This window comes from Enterobacter sp. 198 (assembly GCF_009025585.1).
Classification (GTDB): domain Bacteria; phylum Pseudomonadota; class Gammaproteobacteria; order Enterobacterales; family Enterobacteriaceae; genus Enterobacter; species Enterobacter ludwigii.
In genome coordinates this window covers 53480-73340 of sequence record NZ_WCIM01000011.1, presented here as the reverse complement: position 1 = coordinate 73340, position 19861 = coordinate 53480, and the positions used below count along the sequence as shown (strand labels likewise).

Below are 19861 nucleotides of genomic sequence, written 5' to 3'. Positions count from 1 at the left end.
AGAGGGCAGGGGACGATCAAAACGCGGTCTTACAAAAACCCGTCATCTCTTTCAGACCCATTTCGCGACCAAGCTCGGTCATGGGATGAACCACCACCAGGCCACGGACGCTTTTCTTCAGCTTGCCCATGTCGGCCTGCTCTTTTTTAGTGATGGCGCGACGGTGCGGCATGCTCAACAGCTTTTGGGCTTCGTTGCTCAGCTTCTGGCCTTTGACTTCGCGCAGACGCTCGATTTCCGCTTCAAGCTTCTCACTCTCTTTCTCCAGCTCGGCATACTTCTCGGCGGACTCAACCAGCGAGAGACCAGCCATCTGGTGGCGGATCAGATCCAGGCGGTCGCTCAGGCGTTTAATTTCGTTCTTTTCGACTTCTTTCATGACAAATAACTCTGAAAACGGGGAATTTACAGGGAAGGATACACCAATGTGAGCAGGCTTACTTCTGAAACGCTTTTTTTAAGCTGATTCGGGAAATCAGCTCAGTCAGGGAAAGGACCATTGTGGAACGGACAACCTGTTGATAACGCAGCTTTTGCATCGCGTACAGCTCAGGGTCACTGTTATCAAAATGGGGAGCAGGGGGAAGCGCGGTGACGCAGTGTAGTTCGCCGAAGGGGCCAAGGATCTCATCATCGGTAAAGGTGTACTCATTACCGTCATGATTTAACTCTTCGCGCAGCGCCATCAGCAGCTCGGCATCTTCATACTCTTGTCGGTTCAACACGCCAAGACCATAAATCAGCTTCAGACGTACCGATAAATCGCCCAGCGGTCCGTCTCCGTCCAGTAACGGTTCTACAGCATATTTTACCGCGTAGTCGTCTTTGCGAAACACCTGAAGTACCAGAATATTCACCGCCTCGGTTAGCAACTCGACGGCGGCAATCAGGAAACTTCGTACGGTTTTGCCAGCATTCAGACGCTCAAGCACACGATTTTCAAAGGCCTGGGTTTGTTCCATTATTGCCTGCATATCTGACAATCTGTTATTTGGGCGCAGGCTATCCTGCGCCGCACTCTGCATCATTTGATTGCGTTGTAAGCGTTCACCGCCTCCACAACCACGTCGCTGTTGGCATCCAGACCAGAGATCTGCGCCAGCGCACCCTGCGGGCCTTTATCGTTAATCAGCTGAGCCAGCTCCTGCGCCTGTGGATCCTGTTCGCTGCGGTAATGCATCGCGGCCGCAATCCCTTTCACCAGGTTGGCGTGCGCAAGATCATACTCCAGCGTGCCCAGCAGCGGTTTAATCAGGCGATCGCCCGCGCTCAGTTTACGCAGTGGCTGACGGCCTACGCGCTCAACGTCATCTTTCAGATACGGGTTTTCAAAACGACCGAGGATTTTCTGGATGTATGCTGCATGTTTCTCAGCATCAAAACCGTAGCGTTTGATCAGCACCGCGCCGCTCTCTTCCATTGCCCCTTTAACCACCGCACGGATGCTCTCATCGAGGATCGCGTCACGAATGGTCTGATGACCGGCCAATTTTCCGAGGTACGCGGTTATAGCATGCCCGGTGTTCAGCGTGAAGAGTTTACGTTCGACAAAGGCCATCAGGTTATCGGTTAATTCCATCCCCGGAATGGTTGGCAGCGCGCCTTTAAACTGGGTTTTATCAACGATCCACTCGCTGAAGGTTTCCACGGTCACTTCCAGCGGATCGTGGGTGGCGGATTCTGACGGCGGAACGATACGGTCAACGGCGGAATCCACAAAGCCGACGTGCGCTTCCACCCAGGCTTTATCTTCGTCCGCGACGGCGGCGAGCACATGGCCTTTCAGCTGCGTGGTGCCGCGCACCATGTTTTCACAGGCGATGATGTTCAGCGGTGTGTCGATGCCCTGCGCTTTACGTTTTGCCAGGCCTTTCGCCACCGCAGGGGCAATGCGCTCAAGCACCACCGGGCCAACGGCCGTGGTCACCAGATCGACACTGGCGATGAGGTCGATAACGTCTTCGCCAATGCTGCTTACCGCATTAACGCCAGACACCGTCTCAACCTGCTCGTTTTCGCCTACCACGTGTACCTGATAGCTATGACGGGCATTCAGGGCATCCAGGACTACCTGATTCACATCGGCGAATGTCAGCGTAATGCCTGCGTCTGCCAGCAGTTTACCGATAAAGCCACGACCGATATTACCTGCGCCAAAATGTAATGCTTTCATAGTATTAACCTTAATCAATGTTTTTACCCGAGAGGGCTGGGGTGAGGCTTGGCCCTCACCCTAACCCTCTCCCCACAGGGGAGAGGGAAGAGGTTCCGTTACTTGTTCAACAGCGCCAGCACTTCTTCCACGCTGGTGGTGTTGGCCAGACGTTCAATGACAGAGTCGTCATCCAGCGCGTTGGTCAGGCTGGTAATCACCTGGATGTGCTCGTTGTTGCGAGCGGCGATACCAATCACCAGGCGGGCGATGTCGTCTTCTTCTTCACCGAAGCGTACACCATCCGGATACTGGCAGAACACCACGCCGGTTTTCAGTACGCGGTCTTTCGCTTCAACCGTACCGTGTGGAACCGCAATGGATTCACCCAGATAGGTTGGAGTCAGCTTTTCACGCTCCAGCATCGCGTCAACGTATTCAGGCTGCACGTAGCCGCCTTTCACCAGCTGTTCACCGGCAAAGCGAATCGCCTCTTCCTTGTGGGACGCCGTGCGGCCCAGGAAGATGTTTTCTGCGCCCAGGCGGAACAGGTGGCTGTCGTTCGCGTCAAAGCTGTCTTTCAGGCTGTCGCGGACTTTGACTTCGTTATCTTCATGACGCTGTGCGGCCACCAGGCGTTCGGTCAGGTTGGTGTACAGGCCGCTGTCCAGGAAGTTGGTCAGCGAAATGTGCTGTGCCTGAGGAACCTGACGCATCGCACGTTCGGTCAGATCGCGGTGCGTAATCACCAGGTCAACATCTGCAGGCAGGCTGTTGATGGCGCTGTTGGTGACGGAGATGTTGGTCAGACCCGCATCCTGCACTTTCTTACGCAGCACGCCGGCACCCATGGCGCTGGAACCCATACCTGCATCACAGGCCACGATGATTTTACGTACGTGGCTCAGGTCGTTAGAGACATCGCCCGCCGCCAGCGGCGTGGCGCCTTTTGATTCGGCTTTCATGTCATGCATACGACGGGTTGCCGCTTCGATATCGTCATCTTCTTTCACTTTGCTGGTTTTCAGCAGGATAGAAGAGACCACGAAGGAGACGGCCATTGCCGCACAGATGGCTGCGATGTTAGCGAAATAGGCACCTTTCGGGGTCATCGCCAGGACCGCCAGGATGGAGCCTGGAGAGGCCGGAGAAACCAGACCACCGCCCAGCACGCTCAGGGTGAACACGCCCGTCATACCGCCGAGGATAACGGCCAGGATCAGACGTGGGTTCATCAGCACGTAAGGGAAGTAAATTTCGTGGATACCGCCCAGGAAGTGGATGATAGCCGCACCGCCCGCAGACTGTTTCGCACTGCCGCGACCAAAGAACATGTACGCCAGCAGAACACCCATGCCCGGGCCCGGGTTGGCTTCAATCAGGAAGAAGATGGACTTGCCGAGGTCATGAGACTGCTGAATGCCCAGCGGTGAGAAGATACCGTGGTTAATGGCGTTGTTGAGGAACAGGATTTTCGCCGGTTCAACAAAGATAGACGCCAGCGGCAACATGTCGTGCGCAACCATGAAGTTAACGCCTGCCGCCAGAACTTTGGACAGCACTTCAACCGCAGGGCCAATGCCGAGGAACGCCAGAATCGCGAGGATCATACCGATGATGCCCGCAGAGAAGTTGTTCACCAGCATTTCGAAGCCGGATTTGATCTTGCCATCAACCCAGACGTCGAATTTCTTAATTGCCCAGCCGCCCAGAGGGCCCGCAATCATTGCACCGAGGAACATCGGCATATCCGCACCGACGATAACCCCCATCGTCGTGATGGCACCCACAACGCCACCACGGTCTCCACCCACCAGACGACCACCGGTAAACCCGATAAGCAGCGGCAGCAGGTAGGTAATCATTGGGCCAACAAGTTTCGCCAGCGTTTCGTTAGGCAACCACCCTGTCGGAATGAACAACGCAGTGATGATACCCCACGCGATAAACGCGCCGATATTTGGCATCACCATATTGCTGAGGAAACGACCAAAGCTTTGAACTTTGATCTTGAAATCGGATGACATAAAACACCCCTTCTTCTGTTTACGCTTAGGCTTGCGGCCCGAGGTTTATTGTTAATGAGGCGGCAGAGGTAGCCGGGCCCTGTTCTGATGCTGTGAAATCTGGCACTGAATCGTTCAACTGTCCAGACGACGGAAATTTGTGTGATATGAATCACGTAAATGTAGGGGGTGCAGACATGAATGAAGTGATCTTCATCACAAAAATGGTGGATAAAAAAAATACGATGGCGATAAATAAAGCAAAAACCACCCACTTCTGTGATGTAAATCACATTTGGTTGTCGTGAGTTTGTTTCTGGATTGTGACTAATTTCACAAAAAATTTTTATGCAGAATTCTCCGGATGTGATCGGCGACAAATTCTGCCTGGCGATTCAACGCCAGGATGTCATGAAGTCACACATAAAGCTAAAAAATGACTTTTCATGTGTGGTATGGCGAAAAGCAATAAGGTACGTTACGCTCATATTGTAAGGTTAAGTCTATTATTATTCAGGATATATTTTGACACGCTTATAAACTTGCATGGAGATATTATAAAAAACGATACTCCCCGGCTCTGAAATATAAGTACACCTCGTATTTATAAAAAATTAATTAGGTTGCGTACCGTTTTATTAATTTAATGAGTTGACGTTGTTTAAGTGAGGAGAATATGTTTCTCAACTATTTTGCGCTGGGCGTATTGATTTTTGTATTTCTGGTTCTTTTTTACGGAATCATCGCCATCCATGATATTCCTTATAATATGGCCAAAAAACGGAATCATCCCCATGCGGATGCCATTCATACGGCGGGATGGATTAGCCTGTTTACGCTCCATGCGATTTGGCCGTTCCTGTGGATTTGGGCCACGTTGTACCGTGAAGATCGCGGCTGGGGGATGCAGAACCACATCTCAAAACCTGATGAGGTCCCGGGTATGGATGCTCTGACTAAACGTGTGGCCGAATTAGAACAAAAACTGGCAGCGGTACCTCCCACGGCTGACAAGAACACGCTGGAGCACTAATCATGGATCTGCTGATTATTTTGACCTATGTGGCCTTTGCCTGGGCCATTTTTAAAATATTCCGTATTCCGGTAAACCAGTGGACCCTCGCGACCGCAACATTAGGTGGGGTGTTTATTGTCGCCGGGCTTATCCTGTTGATGAACTATAACCATCCCTATACCTTTACGGCGCAAAAAGCGGTTATTTCCATTCCGATTACGCCGCAGGTTACTGGGGTAGTGAGTGAAGTTACCGATAAAAATAACCAGCTAATTAAAAAAGGCGAAGTGTTATTTAAACTTGATCCGGGCCGCTATCAGGCGCGCGTCGACAGACTGCAGGCCGACCTGGTCACCGCCACGCACAACATCGACAATCTCAAAGCGCAGCTTGCGGAAGCGGTCGCCAATACCACGCGCGTGTCTGCTGAACGTGATCGCCTGTATAAAGATTACCAGCGCTACCTGAAAGGCAGCCGCGCAAAGGTTAACCCGTTCTCTGAAAGCGATATCGACAACGCACGGCAAAACTATCTGGCGCAGGATGCGCTGGTAAAAGGCTCGGTGGCTGAACAGACGCAAATACAAAGTCAGTTAGACAGTATGGTCAACGGTGAGCAATCCCAGGTTGCTTCCCTGCGTGCTCAGCTTGCTGAAGCGAAATACAACCTGGATCAGACCGTGGTGCGTGCGCCGAGCAATGGCTATATCACGCAGGTGCTGATTCGTCCGGGGACCTATGCTGCCGCGCTGCCGCTGCGCCCGGTCATGGTCTTTATTCCTGAACAGAAACGCCAGATTGTGGCCCAGTTCCGTCAGAACTCGCTGCTGCGTCTGAAGCCGGGCGACGAAGCGGAAGTGGTCTTCAACGCGCTGCCGGGCCAGGTCTTCTCCGGCAAGCTCACCAGTATTCTGCCGGTGGTGCCGGGGGGGTCATACCAGGCGCAGGGTGCGCTGCAGTCGCTGACCGTGATCCCTGGCACCGATGGCGTATTAGGCACTATCGAGCTGGAGCCGAATGCTGATGTCGATGCGCTGCCCGACGGCATTTATGCTCAGGTGGCGGTCTATTCGGATCACTTTGCTCACGTCTCGGTAATGCGTAAGGTGCTGCTGCGTATGACCAGCTGGATGCACTACCTCTATCTCGATCACTAACCCCTTCAGGGCAGGAATGCGACACGCATACCTGCCCTTTTTTCATCGCTTGATCCATACTGACTTTTTTCGGCATCAAGGATCAGGCAATGAAACTTATCGGCAGCTACACCAGTCCCTTCGTGCGAAAAATCTCGATTCTCCTGCTGGAGAAAGGGATTGAATTCGAGTTCGTCAATGAACAGCCTTATCACGCTGAAAACGGTGTGGCGCAGTACAACCCGCTGGGAAAAGTGCCGGCGCTGGTAACAGACGAAGGCCAGTACTGGTTTGATTCCCCCATTATTGCGGAGTACATCGAGCTGCTCGGCGTGGCCCCGGCGATGTTACCGGCCGATCCAAACGCGGCGCTGGCAATGAAGCAAATTGAAGCGCTGGCCGACGGTATTATGGATGCGGCGTTAACGTCCGTACGCGAGCAGGCAAGACCCGCCGCCCAGCAGTCTGAAACGGAACTGTTACGCCAGCGTGAAAAAATCAGCCGCAGCCTGGACTGGTGCGAACAGCTTATCCGGGAGGGAAAAATTCAACCCGATAGTCTGAACCTGGCGACGATAGCCATTGCCTGCGCCATCGGTTATCTCAATTTCCGCCGCGTTTCCCCCGGCTGGTGCGTCGACCGTCCGTTGCTGGTGAAGCTTGCAGAAACACTCTTTCAGCGCGAGAGCTTTGCCCGTACCGAACCGCCAAAGGCTTGATGCGGGTTATAACACTTCGCAGCAGGAGGCGGTACAATCCCTTCTTATGTTGACTCCCTCTCCCGTCGGGAGGGGGGATGATATTTACTCGCCAGGCGCTTTCATGACCACTCATCACTCCCTGTACAGCCAGATCCCTGCAACCGACCGTCTTCTTCGCGAGCCGCGCGTGCATGCTGCCGTTGCGCGGTTCGGCCATACCGCGACGGTTGAAATATTACGTCTGCTTCAGGACGAAGCCCGCAGCCATATTCAGACAGAAAATGCATTGCCGGACTGGTGTGCGGCGTGGGGGCAGGAAGTGGAACTGAGGCTCGAGGAGAAAGCACAAAGCGCGTTACGCCCGGTCATCAACCTGACGGGAACCGTGCTGCACACCAACCTTGGTCGCGCTCAACAGGCAGAAGAGGCCGTCGCTGCAGTTGTGCAGGCCATGCGTTCCCCCGTGACGCTTGAGTACGATCTGGACGGCGCAGGGCGCGGACATCGCGATCGGGCGCTGGCAGACCTGCTCTGCGAGCTGACCGGCGCGGAAGATGCCTGCATCGTGAATAACAACGCGGCGGCGGTACTGTTAATGCTGGCAGCGACCGCCAGCGGTAAAGAGGTGGTGGTTTCCCGTGGCGAGCTGGTCGAGATTGGCGGTGCGTTTCGCATTCCGGATGTTATGCGCCAGGCGGGCTGTACCCTGCATGAAGTGGGCACCACCAACCGCACGCATGCAAAAGATTATCGCGCGGCAGTGAATGAAAATACCGGGCTGCTGATGAAGGTCCACACCAGTAATTACCAGATAGCCGGATTCACCAAAACCGTTGAAGAGGCGGAGCTGGCGGAGCTGGGCCGTGAGTTGGGTGTGCCGGTGGTGGCCGACCTCGGTAGCGGTTCGCTGGTCGATCTGAGCCAGTACGGTCTGCCAAAAGAGCCCATGCCGCAGGAGATGATTGCGGCGGGCGTCAGTCTTGTGAGTTTCTCCGGCGACAAACTGCTTGGCGGCCCGCAGGCGGGGATTATCGTGGGTAAACGTGCGCTTATTGCGAAGCTGCAGCAGCACCCGCTCAAGCGTGCACTGCGAGCCGATAAAATGACGCTTGCCGCGCTGGAAGCGACGCTGCGCCTTTATCTCCACCCGGAAAAACTGGCTGAACGTCTGCCCACGCTGCGCCTGCTGGCCCGTGATGCCGCCTCAATTCGCGCCCAGGGTGAGCTTCTCTTGCCACACATTGCGCCGCACTACCCCGATTTTGACGTGCGCCTTGAAGCTTGTCAGTCGCAGATCGGCAGCGGTTCACTGCCGGTGGACAGGCTGCCCAGCGCGGCGCTCACGTTTACACCCCGTGACGGGCGCGGCAGCCAGCTTGACGCTTTGTCGGCGCGCTGGCGTGCCTTGCCAGCACCGGTTATCGGGCGCATTTACGATGGCCGAATGTGGCTGGATCTACGCTGTCTTGAAGATGAAGCGCGATTTCTGGAGATGCTGTTGAAATGATTATTGCCACCGCCGGTCACGTAGACCACGGAAAAACCACCTTATTACAGGCCCTGACCGGGGTGAATGCCGATCGTCTGCCGGAAGAGAAAAAACGCGGCATGACCATCGATCTGGGCTATGCCTACTGGCCTCAGCCTGATGGCCGGGTGCTGGGTTTTATTGATGTACCGGGACACGAGAAGTTTCTTTCTAACATGCTGGCGGGCGTCGGTGGCATCGATCATGCTCTGCTGGTGGTGGCCTGTGATGACGGCGTGATGGCGCAAACGCGTGAACATCTGGCAATTTTACAGCTGACGGGCAACCCGCAGCTGACCGTTGCGCTGACCAAAGCTGACCGCGTCGATGAGGCGCGACTCAACGCGGTGCGTGAAACCGTGCAGGCGACCTTGCGGGAGTATGGATTTGCCGATGCGCCATTGTTCGTTACCGTGGCGACAGAAGGGCGCGGTATTGACGAACTTCGCCACCATTTGCAGCAGCTTACTTCACGCGAGCATGCCAGCCATCATCGTTTCCGTCTGGCGATCGACCGGGCTTTTACCGTTAAAGGCGCGGGGCTGGTGGTCACCGGTACCGCGCTGAGCGGTGAAGTGAACGTGGGCGATACCTTATGGCTCACGGGCGCCAACGCCCCGATGCGTGTGCGCGGTTTGCATGCGCAGAACCAGCCCGTAGAGCATGCCCATGCCGGGCAGCGGATCGCGCTCAATATTGCGGGCGATGCGGAAAAAGAGAAGCTTAACCGTGGCGACTGGCTGTTGGCCGGTGTACCGCCAGAGCCTTCTGAGCGGGCGATCGTCGCCCTGCAGACGCATGTGCCGCTGACCCAATGGCAGCCGCTGCATATCCACCACGCGGCCAGCCATATCACCGGGCGCGTGTCACTGCTGGAAAACGACCTTGCCGAACTGGTTTTCGATTCGCCACTGTGGCTCGCGGATAATGACCGTCTGGTACTGCGTGACATTTCGGCCCGGGAGACGCTGGCCGGGGCGCGGGTAGTAGCGCTCAACCCGCCGCGTCGCGGCAAGCGCAAGCCGGAGTATCTGCAATGGCTGGGAGCGCTGGCGCAGGCCGCGGATGATAAAGCCGCGTTGCTTGTTCATCTTGAGCGCGGTGCCGTCAACCTGAGCGATTTCGCATGGGCTCGTCAGCTCAGCGCGGAAGGATTACGCCTGCTGACCCAGGAGCCCGGTTTTATTCAGGCGGGTAACAATTTACTGAATGCCCCGGTCGCAGCATGCTGGCAGCGCAAGGTACTGACCACGCTCGCCACTTACCATGAACAGCATCAGGATGAACCCGGCCCGGGACGTGAACGCCTGCGACGCATGGCGTTGCCGATGGAAAACGATGCGCTGGTGCTGCTGCTGATTGAAAACATGCGCGAAAGTGGGCTGATAAAAAGCCACCACGGCTGGCTGCATCTGCCGGATCACAAAGCCGGGTTCAACGCCGGGCAAGAGGCGATATGGCAGAAAGTGGCCCCGCTGTTTGGCGACAAGCCGTGGTGGGTTCGCGATCTCGCACGTGAAACGAATACTGACGAACAGGTGATGCGTCAGGTATTGCGCCATGCGGCGCAGCAGGGGTTAATCGTCGCGATCGTGAAAGATCGTTATTACCGTAACGATCGCATTGTGGCGTTTGCAAACCTGATCCGCGAGCTGGATCAGGCGCGAGGCACGACTTGTGCAGCAGATTTCCGCGATCGGCTGAACGTCGGGCGCAAGCTGGCGATTCAGATCCTGGAATATTTCAACCGCATCGGCTTTACCCGTCGTCGTGGCAACGATCATTTATTGCGGGATTCGTTATTATTTCCTGAAACTCCGTGACCCCCGTCGTAAACACCGTTACCGGCTGGCGAGAAAATCGCCAGCCGGAACTACCCTTGTTGTACACCAACAGCAAGGAGACGGTCATGACAAACAATCCTCCCTCATCGCGTATCCAGCCTGGCGAGTATGGTTTTCCCCTCAAGCTGAAGCCCCGTTATGAAAACTTTATCGGCGGCGACTGGGTTGCACCCGTCGGCGGCGAATACTATTCCAATCTGACGCCCGTTACCGGCCAGCCGCTGTGTGAGATAGCCAGCTCCGGCAAGGGGGATATCGATCTGGCGCTGGACGCCGCGCACAAAGCCAAAGACAAATGGGGGCATACCTCTGTTCAGGACAGAGCGGCGATATTGTTCAAAATCGCTGACCGGATGGAACAGAATCTGGAGCTGCTGGCAACGGCGGAAACCTGGGATAACGGCAAGCCAATCCGTGAAACGATGGCGGCAGACGTGCCGCTGGCCATTGACCACTTCCGCTATTTTGCCTCCTGTATTCGCGCTCAGGAGGGCGGAATTAGCGAGGTAGACAGCGACACCGTGGCGTACCACTTCCACGAACCGCTGGGGGTGGTGGGGCAGATCATTCCGTGGAACTTCCCGTTGCTGATGGCGAGCTGGAAAATGGCGCCCGCCCTGGCGGCGGGTAACTGCATTGTGCTCAAACCGGCCCGCCTGACCCCGCTGTCAGTCCTGCTGCTGATGGAAGTCATTGGCGACCTTCTCCCGCCAGGCGTGATTAACGTGGTGAACGGGGCGGGGGGTGAGATAGGGGAATATCTGGCGACATCAAAACGGATCGCCAAAGTCGCGTTTACCGGGTCGACGGAAGTGGGTCAGCAGATCATGCAGTACGCGACCCAGAACATCATTCCAGTGACCCTGGAGCTGGGCGGTAAATCGCCGAACATTTTCTTCGCCGACGTCATGGAGGAAGAGGATGCCTTCTTCGATAAAGCCCTGGAAGGCTTTGCGCTGTTTGCTTTTAACCAGGGTGAAGTCTGTACCTGCCCAAGCCGCGCGCTGGTGCAGGAGTCTATCTATGAGCGCTTTATGGAGCGAGCCATTCGCCGCGTCGAGTCTATCCGCAGCGGTAACCCGCTTGATAACGTGACCCAGATGGGCGCGCAGGTCTCGCACGGGCAGATGGACACTATCCTCAACTACATTGATATCGGCAAGAAAGAAGGGGCGGATGTCCTGACCGGCGGTCGGCGTAAAATGCTGGGCGGCGATCTGCAGGACGGGTATTACCTGGAGCCGACGATCCTGTTCGGCAAAAACAACATGCGCGTCTTCCAGGAGGAAATTTTCGGACCGGTGCTGGCCGTCACCACCTTCAAAACGATGGAAGAGGCGCTGGAGATTGCTAACGATACGCCGTATGGCCTCGGGGCTGGCGTCTGGAGCCGCAACGGTAATCTGGCTTACAAAATGGGGCGGGGCATTCAGGCCGGGCGCGTGTGGACCAACTGCTACCACGCTTATCCGGCGCACGCGGCCTTTGGGGGCTATAAGCAGTCGGGCATCGGGCGTGAAACCCACAAGATGATGCTGGAGCATTATCAGCAGACGAAATGCCTGCTGGTGAGTTATTCCGATAAACCACTGGGGCTGTTCTAACCATCCAGCTCAGGCTGCCCCTGGGCAGCCTGAGCAATTTGCTGACGCAGGCAGTTCAGTACGCCGTCCAGAATGTACTGCACGCGCCAGGGCTGGTATTCACGTTTGCGGAATATCGCCGTCAGGTCGAGCCACCACTCTTCCTGATGGGGGAAGCAGGGAACCAGAGAACCACTCTTAAGCTCTTTTTTCAGGCTTTCTTTCGGCGCAAAAACAATACCGAGATTATTTCGTGCCAGTTCCAGCGCCGTCTGCGTATTGTCGCAAATATAATTTCCGGTCACTCTGTAATCATATACGGTCTCACTACCGTGGACGCGAAAACGCCAGATGTTCGCCTCATCCACCAGCATCGAGTCTATTAAAATACAGGAGTGATTCATTAAATCTTCAGGTCCGGTTAAGGGGTGGTTTTTCAAATATTCTTCTGTGGCAAATGCCGTGACGGAATATTTCGTTAACACACTGGCGACCAGACTTTCATCTTTCGGCTGAGCATAGGTAATGAGAATATCGCAATCATCGGGGAACGAGACCCCTTCGGAATATTCATTACGATCCAGGTTGTACGTTTTTAACGAGATGCGGATATCACCGATGTCCTCAATCTGATGGATCACGTGTCGCGCCAGATACATCACGATACCCGTTGGGGCGTAAATGGTCACTTTTCCGCGCTTCTCATGCTTATAATCAGCAATGAAATTAATGAGCTGGCTATTTTTATCCAGCGTGGCGTCAATGTAGGGGAGTAACGCTTCGCCAAACTGGGTTAGCGCCAGCTGACGGGTCGTGCGCTCAAATACCTTAAGACCGACACGCGTTTCAAAATCAGAAAGGTATTTACTGACGTTAGCCTGTGCCATGCCCAGCAGGGCGGCGGCATCGCCAATACTGTGGGTGGCTGCGATGACGGAAATAATTTTTAACTCGCGTGGCTTTAGCTGGAACTTATTCATCATGCGCACCCATCTATATGTTTTTATATATAATATTATATAAACTGCAGCGTTGCATTGGCAAATTTGTAACCATTATTATTCGCCTCGCTTGTTTGGCGTCTAAATGGATTACATGTAATGACTATTAAATACAATTTACTCATCGCAGCCACGTTATTTGCAACATCATCTGCAATGGCTGGTGACTTTTCACTTGGGGCGGGGGCTGTATTTAATGAGTCGCCTTATAAAGGATATAACGAAAATACCACGGCGGTACCGTTAATTAGCTATGAAGGCGACCGGTTTTATATTCGCCAGACCACCGGCGGATGGATCCTGTGGAAAGACGAAAAAAATGAATTCAGCATGACCGCATCGTGGATGCCACTGCGATTTGATCCTGAAGATAACGACGACGCTCAGATGAAACACCTCGATGAGCGTAAAGCATCAGCGTTTCTCGGCGGGGCGTACTACCGCCATGAACACTGGGGCTCGCTGAAAGTGGCGGTCTCGGGTGATGCGATGGATGAGAGCGGCGGCGTGATCGGTGAAATCTCATACTTCCGTCCGGTTCGGATGGAACGTCTGACGCTGACGCCATCGGTAGGTATTTTCTACAGCGACGAAAGCTATAACGATTACTACTACGGCGTATCCGGCAATGAGTCTCGCCGCTCAGGCCTCAATGAATACACCGCAGGTGATAGCTGGACGCCGTATGTGGGTCTCGCGGCTAAATATCAGTTAACCCAGAATCTGTTTATCAACGCCAGCGCGGTCTATACCGTGTTACCTGACGACGTGAAGAACAGTCCGATGATCGACCGCGAAGACAGTTTCGCGCTGATGACCGGCATGTCCTGGCGTTTCTGATCTAAAGCCGGGTGGCGATTGCCTACCCGGCCTCGGTTTTTATCTCCCGCGCCTGTGGGAAAGGGTTGGGGTGAGGCTGACAGGACAGATGTCTTCAGGCCTCATCCACCCAAATCCGCATTTCCCCTTCTCCCCGGTTTGCCCAGCTGAACCACGGAATAAAGGTCAACGTCCGGGGCTGGCGCTGCACCGGGGCGCGATCGTACTGCCACAGTGCCTGCGTGCCTTTCTCATCAGCGTGACGCGCGATGCCCTCCGCCTGAATCAGTATCTTGTGCGCAAAGATCCCTTTTCCTTCAAAGACCCGAAATTCGCTCTGCTCAGGCAGGGAGAGGTTATGCAGGTTCGCGCCATTGTCGGCCTCTTCCAGGCAGTAGACCAGCGGGCCACGCTGCAGCGCGACTTTGCCGGCCTGCTGGCGTACCAGCGGGTTACCGTACACGCGGCGGACCGGCATGGGTAAGGTCAGCGTAAGGGTATCTCCCTCCTGCCAGCGGCGGGTGAGGTACAGATACCCCCGGGAGACATCACCCGTGACCCTTTCGCCGTTCAGTGACACGGCCGGGCTTGTGCACCAGTCTGGTAAACGTAGTGCCAGCGTGTGGGTCACCGGAACAGGTGAGGTGATCTCGATGTTGACCTCTTCCTGCCATGGATAATCACCGCTAATCCGTAGCTGTAAGGTACCCTCATCTACCGGTATGGCGACGTCGTTCCCCACATAGAGGTTGATAAAGAGCGCGTCCTGACGAACGGTATAGAGATAGTGGCCCAGCGAAGTGAGCACGCGGGCGATATTGGGCGGGCAACAGGCGCAGCCGAACCAGCGCTGGCGAACCGGCTTAACGTGGTCGTAGACATGATTAAATGCCAGCGTTTTAGGGTGTACCTCCAGCGGGTTCACATAGAAGAAATGTTTACCGTCCAGCGCCATGCCGCCCAGTACCGTGTTGTATAAGGCACGCTCCATCACGTCGGCGTACTGGCTGTCCGCTTCCATCTCCAGCATCCGGCGGGCAAACATCATCAGGCCAATGGAGGCGCAGCTTTCGGCATATACCGTATCGTTAGGCAAATCGTAATCGCTGCTGAAGGCTTCGCCACTGCTTTGCGAGCCGATCCCGCCGGTAATATAGAGCTGTCGCTGGGCCATGTTATTCCACAGCCGCAGGCAGTCCTGGCGTTTACCCTCGTCATGACTCAGGCGAGCAAGATGCGCCATGCCCGCCATCAGATAGACAAATCGAACCGCGTGTCCGATGGCGGTGTGTTGTTCGGCAAGCGGTTGATGCGCCTGGCTATAGGCTTTGTCCTTGACCATCCACGCCGGGCCGTACGTGTTCCAGTACGATGTCCGGCCCCGTTTCTCATATTCGATATCGTAGAAATGAGGCTGCGTGCCGCGCGTGTCGATAAAATATTTCACAAGGGCCAGGTAACGTGGTTCCTGAGTGACGTCGTAAAGCCGCATAAGCGCCAGCTCAATTTCCGGATGGCCCGGATAACCGTGAAGCTGCTCCTCGCCGGGGCCAAAGACCCGGTCGATATGGTCCGCCAGTTTGCATACCACCTCCAGCAGACGGCGTTTTCCGGTCCCCTGAAAATAGGCCACGCCGGCTTCAATCATATGTCCTGCACAGTACAGTTCGTGGCATTCGGCAAGGTTCGTCCAGCGCTCGCCGGGTGCTTTCACCGTAAAGTAGGTGTTGAGATAGCCATCGTCACACTGTGCCGCCGCAATCAGCTCAATTACCTCATCGGCGGTTTTTTCACTTTCCGGGTCGGGCTTCTGGCACAACGACCACGCGACGGCTTCCAGCCATTTCGCCACGTCGCTGTCCTGAAACACCATTCCATAGAACTCCCCCTGTTCCAGCCCAGCCGCAATGCGGAAGTTGGTGATGGCGTGACTCGGTTCGGCTTCGGTAACGCGATCGTTTAGCGCATCCCACTGGTAGGGGATCACCACATCACGCACCAGCCGCTGATACTGGCCGAGAAACGGGTCGTTGATGTTCAGTGTGTGCAGGTCGGCTTCCATTATGGACATGTCATTCTCCTCAGGACGATACGTGACGCTGGCGCAGATCGCTGGCAATGCGCGACATCATGGGATTGTTGAGTCTGCACCAGCGGATTGAGACCGCCAGCAGCAGGTGGAAAAGGGCGGGGAGCAGTGTCTCCATCGCAGTAATTCCCTGCAACGAGGCTGGCGTCTGGTTGCCCGCGCCCGGCTGGTAGGCGACGGCGATAAACACCAGGCTGATGATCCCGGCGCTGGACGCCCAGGCGAGCTTGATGAAAAACAGATTAAAAGCGAAGTTCATGCCAGATGAACGTACCCCGTTTTTCCACTCACCATAGTCATCTGCAAATGCCATCAGCGAGAAGTGCAGGGGCAGGGTAAAACCGAGAATGACGCCGTTACTCAGAATAACGATCAGCCAGAGCGTCTGATGAGCCGGACCGCCTGGCAGAAACCACATTCCCGCCGCGAGCGCGGCCAGCACGAGGTTGGTGTAGTAATAGAGTTTGACGGTATCAATCCGGCGAGAAAGGGGATTCACGATCACCGCGCCGAGAATGGCGGCAAAGGTCACCATCGTGAAGAACAGCGAGGTATAAGCGGTACTGCCCTGGAGCACGTAGGTGATGAAGTACATGTAGCCGCCGCCACGAATGTTGAAGACGTTGATCAGCAGGAATGACATCACCAGCATCAGCAGGAGCTGATCGTTGTTGCGCAGGCCGGCCAGATGCTCGCGTAAGGTGAATTTGCCCATCAGCGCCAGCGGGACGCGCTCACGCACCCAGAAGAAGCAGCAGAGGAACATCACCACGGCGATGGCGCACAACACCCCAACGCCGAGCTGATAGCCTCGCGCGGCGTTGCCCTCGCCCAGCGCTGCGACCAGCCACGGCAGGCCAACAGAGACCAAAAAGCCCGCCACACCGCACAGCACAAAGCGCCATGACTGGCAGGAGATGACCTCGCTGTGGCGGGTGGTCATGGTGTTGATCAGCGCGCAGTAGGGCACGTTGATGGCGGTATAGCCCACTGACAACAGCAGATAGGTACCAAACGCCCAGGCGATTTTCACCCCCATGCTGGCGTCAGGCACGGTGAAGGTCAGTACACCGATAACCCCGACAGGAAGCGCCACCCACAGCTGCCACGGGCGAAAACGCCCCCAACGGCTTTGTGTTCGGTCGGCAATCACCCCCATCACCGGATCGGAAATGGCATCAAACACGCGCAGGGCAATAAACAGCGTGCCAACGAGCGCAGGCGTCAGACCAAAAACGTCGGTGTAGAAGAAGGTAAGAAAATTCATGATCAGGCAGGTAATGACCGTGCCACCCGCGTCACCCAGGCCGTAGCCAATTTTTTCGCGGACTGACAGGCGGTCATCCATTGCCCCTTGTACGACCTGTGATTCTGTAATCGGTGTGGAAGTCATGAGGTAACTCCTCGGTAATCGATTTTTATCGTATTTATGCAAGGTACCCCATTCATTCTGCACCGAACGCTCAGGCCAACAAGGGAAGGGAAAAGTATAAAAAGGTGACGATTCCGACCTGATGATAAATTTGTGATTTCGATCGGGAAGGCAGGAAGATATTCATTAATAATCAAAGCATAAGATGAATATTAATGGCAATCAGAGCGGAATGGTGAATATCCATGCTTGAATTATCCATAGCGCTTCCGATCAAAGTGCAAAATGGTGGGCTCTTTATTTCCCGGGGCGTGGGCCGGCATCCGGCGCGCAAATTAACCTCGTGGGAGATTATCTTCGTCAAAAAAGGGACATTAACGATCCAGGAAGAAAACACGCTCTTTGAAGTGAAAGCGGGAGAGAGCTTACTGCTCTGGCCGGCGCGTCGACACGTGGGGACAGAAGATTTCCCGGCGGACCTGCGGTTCTACTGGCTGCATTTTGAGGTCGAAGCACAATCGTCGCCTTTGCCACATGCTTTTCCGGTGGCCATTGAACAACATTGCTGCGTGCGCGATGCTCAATATGTGATTGCGCTATTCCGGCAATTCCTGAGTGAGCAGGAAAAATTACAGCGAAGCGTGGCGCTGGAAATGATTTTGCTGCTGATTTTACAGCAAGTGTCGATCTCTTCAGGTTATGAAGACAGAGCCGATGAAGCCGGCGCGGCCATGGCATGGAAGGCAAAACAGCTTATTCGCACGCAGTTTCATCTGCCGCTTTCCACATCGCAACTGGCAAAAGCCTTGCACTGCAATGCCGATTATCTGGGACGCGTATTTCGCCGGACCTTTCACTTAACCCTGACGGAGGCGATCCATCGCCAGCGCGTCAGGGCGGCAGAAAAGCTGTTGCTGAACGACTCCGCGTCCCTGACCGAAGTGGCAACCCGCTGCGGTTTTAATGATGTCGGGTATTTCCGGCAGATATTTTCAAAGCATACCGGCTTAACGCCCGCCGTCTGGAAACGGCGGTACTGTAAGGAGCATATTAATTCCGGGTGATCACTGCCCGTAGTAGGCATTTGCTCCATGCTTGCGCAGGTAATGTTTATCGAGCAGTTCCTGCTGCATCGTCGGTAGCTGTGGCGCAAGCTGGCGTGAAAACAGCCCCATAAAGGCGCACTCTTCCAGCACCACAGCGTTATGTACCGCATCGGCCGCATTTTTTCCCCAGGTGAACGGGCCGTGAGAATGCACCAGCACCGCCGGGATCTGCATCGGGTTTACGTCGCGCTCCTCAAAGGTTTTGATGATGACTTCGCCGGTCTGGTATTCGTATTCACCCGCAATTTCAGCCGGGGTCATCAACCGCGTGCAGGGGATCGCACCATAAAAATAGTCAGCGTGCGTGGTACCCCATGCCGGTAAATCCTGCCCTGCCTGCGCCCAGACAGTGGCGTGGCGGGAATGGGTATGCACAATGCCGCCAATTTCAGGGTAACGGCGATACAGCGCCAGGTGGGTTGGTGTGTCGGAAGAGGGTTTTTTAACCCCCTCGACCACCTGGCCCGTGGCAATGTCCACCACCACCATATCCTCTGCGGACATCACGTCATACTCCACGCCGGAGGGTTTAATCACCAGCAGGCCGCGTTCACGATCCACCTCACTGACGTTGCCCCAGGTGAAAGTCACCAGCTGGTGGGCGGGCAGCGCCAGGTTTGCCGCCAGGACCTCGGCTTTGAGTTGTTCTAACATGTCATCCCTCCTTCCTGCATCCGGGCTTCAATCCAGCGGCGTGCCTGGATGATTTCCAGTACCGGCTCTTTGGCTTTTTCAGTCCACATTTCAATCAGAAATGCGCCGCGATAATTGAGCTGATTCAGCGTGTTAAATATGCCCACGAAATCGACGCACCCCTCACCGAACGGTACGTCACGAAACTGTCCGGGGCTTTGTTCAGTCACGGGCTGGGTATCTTTCAGGTGGATGGCGGCGATGCGATCGATGCCCAGCGTCAGCTCGGCGGCCACATCGTTACCCCACGCGCTCAGGTTGCCGACGTCCGGATAAACGCTGAACCATGGCGAAGCAAGCATTTCGTCCCACTTTTTCCATTTGCTGATGGAGTTCATAAACGCGGTATCCATGATCTCCACTGCCAGCATGACCTGCGCGGCGGCGGCCTGCTCCACGGCCCATGCCAGCCCTTCGGCAAAGCGTTGCCGGGTACCTTCGTCATGTTCTTCGTAATAGACGTCATACCCGGCAAGCTGGATGGTGCGAATACCGAGATCGCGCGCCAGACGGATGGCTTTGGTCATGATGGCGCGGGCGCGCTCGCGGACGGTCTCGTCCCGGCTACCAAACGGGAAACGGCGGTGGGCTGACAGACACATCGACGGGATCGCGACCCCGGTTTCCAGCATCGCCTCAACCAGAGAGGCGCGCTGCGCGGTGTTCCATTCAAGGCGGGACAAACGCTCATCAGTTTCATCGATCGACATCTCGACAAAATCAAATCCGCAGCTTTTTGCCAGCACCAGGCGCTCTGGCCAGGTGAGCGCTTTCGGCAGCGCTTTTTCGTAGATACCTAACGGATGCTGACGCATG

The 19861-nt window shown here is 55.4% G+C and carries 17 protein-coding genes; 8 read left to right on the top strand and 9 right to left on the bottom strand.

Translation table 11 applies throughout. The features are described 5' to 3' along the window. Positions 1-16 precede the first annotated feature (16 nt). From F8561_RS04820 to F8561_RS04805, 4 genes are all read right to left on the bottom strand, one after another. Positions 17-379: a YibL family ribosome-associated protein gene (locus F8561_RS04820; protein WP_014168086.1), complete on the bottom strand. Its 363-nt coding sequence runs from the start codon at positions 377-379 to the stop codon at positions 17-19. Between the two features lie 58 nt (positions 380-437). Further along, complete coding sequence (gene mtlR / locus F8561_RS04815) at positions 438-1025, bottom strand: mannitol operon repressor MtlR (RefSeq protein WP_025206446.1); 588 nt, start codon at positions 1023-1025, stop codon at positions 438-440. Continuing rightward, entirely contained in the window at positions 1025-2173 is a 1149-nt protein-coding gene (gene mtlD, locus F8561_RS04810) for a mannitol-1-phosphate 5-dehydrogenase (protein ID WP_044858417.1), read from the bottom strand. Before mtlD ends, mtlR begins: the two co-directional genes overlap by 1 nt. Before the next feature lie 98 nt (positions 2174-2271). Then, positions 2272-4179, bottom strand: a complete 1908-nt coding sequence (locus F8561_RS04805) for a PTS mannitol transporter subunit IICBA (RefSeq protein WP_014168089.1) — start codon at positions 4177-4179, stop codon at positions 2272-2274. 655 nt (positions 4180-4834) lie between these two features. Between F8561_RS04805 and F8561_RS04795 the strand changes: the two genes are divergently transcribed. From F8561_RS04795 to F8561_RS04770, 6 genes are all read left to right on the top strand, one after another. Then, positions 4835-5191, top strand: coding sequence for a DUF3302 domain-containing protein (locus F8561_RS04795; RefSeq protein ID WP_014168090.1), 357 nt, complete (start codon positions 4835-4837; stop codon positions 5189-5191). Positions 5192-5193: 2 nt separating this feature from the next. Beyond that, the gene (locus F8561_RS04790) at positions 5194-6330 is read left to right on the top strand and encodes an HlyD family secretion protein (RefSeq protein ID WP_014168091.1); all 1137 of its coding nucleotides are present in this window, start codon (positions 5194-5196) and stop codon (positions 6328-6330) included. 89 nt (positions 6331-6419) lie between these two features. Continuing rightward, positions 6420-7028, top strand: a complete 609-nt coding sequence (locus tag F8561_RS04785; RefSeq protein WP_032679336.1) for a glutathione S-transferase — start codon at positions 6420-6422, stop codon at positions 7026-7028. Between the two features lie 103 nt (positions 7029-7131). Continuing rightward, entirely contained in the window at positions 7132-8517 is a 1386-nt protein-coding gene (selA, locus tag F8561_RS04780; protein ID WP_032679337.1) for an L-seryl-tRNA(Sec) selenium transferase, read from the top strand. Further along, positions 8514-10361 carry a selenocysteine-specific translation elongation factor gene (selB, locus tag F8561_RS04775; RefSeq protein WP_151887200.1) on the top strand — a complete coding sequence of 616 codons (1848 nt, stop codon included), beginning with the start codon at positions 8514-8516 and terminating at the stop codon, positions 10359-10361. The genes selA and selB overlap by 4 nt, the downstream gene beginning before the upstream one ends. 86 nt (positions 10362-10447) lie before the next feature. Continuing rightward, positions 10448-11986: an aldehyde dehydrogenase family protein gene (locus F8561_RS04770; protein ID WP_020882663.1), complete on the top strand. Its 1539-nt coding sequence runs from the start codon at positions 10448-10450 to the stop codon at positions 11984-11986. On the opposite strand, the gene F8561_RS04765 is transcribed toward F8561_RS04770, so the two are convergent. Beyond that, a complete protein-coding gene (locus F8561_RS04765) occupies positions 11983-12948 on the bottom strand; it encodes a LysR family transcriptional regulator (RefSeq protein ID WP_071820419.1) in 966 nt (321 codons plus the stop codon). The two genes, F8561_RS04770 and F8561_RS04765, sit on opposite strands and share 4 nt — an antisense overlap. Positions 12949-13065: 117 nt before the next feature. Between F8561_RS04765 and F8561_RS04760 the strand changes: the two genes are divergently transcribed. Beyond that, a complete protein-coding gene (locus F8561_RS04760; protein ID WP_014168097.1) occupies positions 13066-13806 on the top strand; it encodes a MipA/OmpV family protein in 741 nt (246 codons plus the stop codon). A gap of 94 nt (positions 13807-13900) precedes the next feature. On the opposite strand, the gene F8561_RS04755 is transcribed toward F8561_RS04760, so the two are convergent. Both F8561_RS04755 and F8561_RS04750 read right to left on the bottom strand, forming a co-directional pair. Continuing rightward, the gene (locus F8561_RS04755) at positions 13901-15856 is read right to left on the bottom strand and encodes a glycoside hydrolase family 127 protein (RefSeq protein ID WP_151887199.1); all 1956 of its coding nucleotides are present in this window, start codon (positions 15854-15856) and stop codon (positions 13901-13903) included. Positions 15857-15866: 10 nt separating this feature from the next. After that, entirely contained in the window at positions 15867-17267 is a 1401-nt protein-coding gene (locus tag F8561_RS04750; RefSeq protein WP_151887198.1) for an MFS transporter, read from the bottom strand. A gap of 224 nt (positions 17268-17491) precedes the next feature. On the opposite strand from F8561_RS04750, the gene F8561_RS04745 reads away from it, so the two are divergent. Next, a complete protein-coding gene (locus F8561_RS04745) occupies positions 17492-18310 on the top strand; it encodes a helix-turn-helix domain-containing protein (RefSeq protein WP_151887197.1) in 819 nt (272 codons plus the stop codon). Here the strand turns inward: F8561_RS04745 and araD are convergent, their stop codons facing one another. Further along, positions 18311-19006 (bottom strand): L-ribulose-5-phosphate 4-epimerase, encoded by a 696-nt coding sequence (gene araD / locus F8561_RS04740; RefSeq protein WP_151887196.1) that lies wholly within the window; start codon positions 19004-19006, stop codon positions 18311-18313. Then, a complete protein-coding gene (locus F8561_RS04735) occupies positions 19000-19860 on the bottom strand; it encodes an L-ribulose-5-phosphate 3-epimerase (RefSeq protein ID WP_014168102.1) in 861 nt (286 codons plus the stop codon). Before F8561_RS04735 ends, araD begins: the two co-directional genes overlap by 7 nt. Between the last annotated feature and the right edge of the window lies 1 nt (position 19861).

Bases quoted from the DNA above. Each gene is read 5' to 3' on its own strand.
- F8561_RS04820 (WP_014168086.1), bottom strand. From the start codon at position 379: ATGAAAGAAGTCGAAAAGAACGAAATTAAACGCCTGAGCGACCGCCTG.
- mtlR (WP_025206446.1), bottom strand. From the start codon at position 1,025: ATGCAGAGTGCGGCGCAGGATAGCCTGCGCCCAAATAACAGATTGTCA.
- mtlD (WP_044858417.1), bottom strand. From the start codon at position 2,173: ATGAAAGCATTACATTTTGGCGCAGGTAATATCGGTCGTGGCTTTATC.
- F8561_RS04805 (WP_014168089.1), bottom strand. From the start codon at position 4,179: ATGTCATCCGATTTCAAGATCAAAGTTCAAAGCTTTGGTCGTTTCCTC.
- F8561_RS04795 (WP_014168090.1), top strand. From the start codon at position 4,835: ATGTTTCTCAACTATTTTGCGCTGGGCGTATTGATTTTTGTATTTCTG.
- F8561_RS04790 (WP_014168091.1), top strand. From the start codon at position 5,194: ATGGATCTGCTGATTATTTTGACCTATGTGGCCTTTGCCTGGGCCATT.
- F8561_RS04785 (WP_032679336.1), top strand. From the start codon at position 6,420: ATGAAACTTATCGGCAGCTACACCAGTCCCTTCGTGCGAAAAATCTCG.
- selA (WP_032679337.1), top strand. From the start codon at position 7,132: ATGACCACTCATCACTCCCTGTACAGCCAGATCCCTGCAACCGACCGT.
- selB (WP_151887200.1), top strand. From the start codon at position 8,514: ATGATTATTGCCACCGCCGGTCACGTAGACCACGGAAAAACCACCTTA.
- F8561_RS04770 (WP_020882663.1), top strand. From the start codon at position 10,448: ATGACAAACAATCCTCCCTCATCGCGTATCCAGCCTGGCGAGTATGGT.
- F8561_RS04765 (WP_071820419.1), bottom strand. From the start codon at position 12,948: ATGATGAATAAGTTCCAGCTAAAGCCACGCGAGTTAAAAATTATTTCC.
- F8561_RS04760 (WP_014168097.1), top strand. From the start codon at position 13,066: ATGACTATTAAATACAATTTACTCATCGCAGCCACGTTATTTGCAACA.
- F8561_RS04755 (WP_151887199.1), bottom strand. From the start codon at position 15,856: ATGTCCATAATGGAAGCCGACCTGCACACACTGAACATCAACGACCCG.
- F8561_RS04750 (WP_151887198.1), bottom strand. From the start codon at position 17,267: ATGACTTCCACACCGATTACAGAATCACAGGTCGTACAAGGGGCAATG.
- F8561_RS04745 (WP_151887197.1), top strand. From the start codon at position 17,492: ATGCTTGAATTATCCATAGCGCTTCCGATCAAAGTGCAAAATGGTGGG.
- araD (WP_151887196.1), bottom strand. From the start codon at position 19,006: ATGTTAGAACAACTCAAAGCCGAGGTCCTGGCGGCAAACCTGGCGCTG.
- F8561_RS04735 (WP_014168102.1), bottom strand. From the start codon at position 19,860: ATGCGTCAGCATCCGTTAGGTATCTACGAAAAAGCGCTGCCGAAAGCG.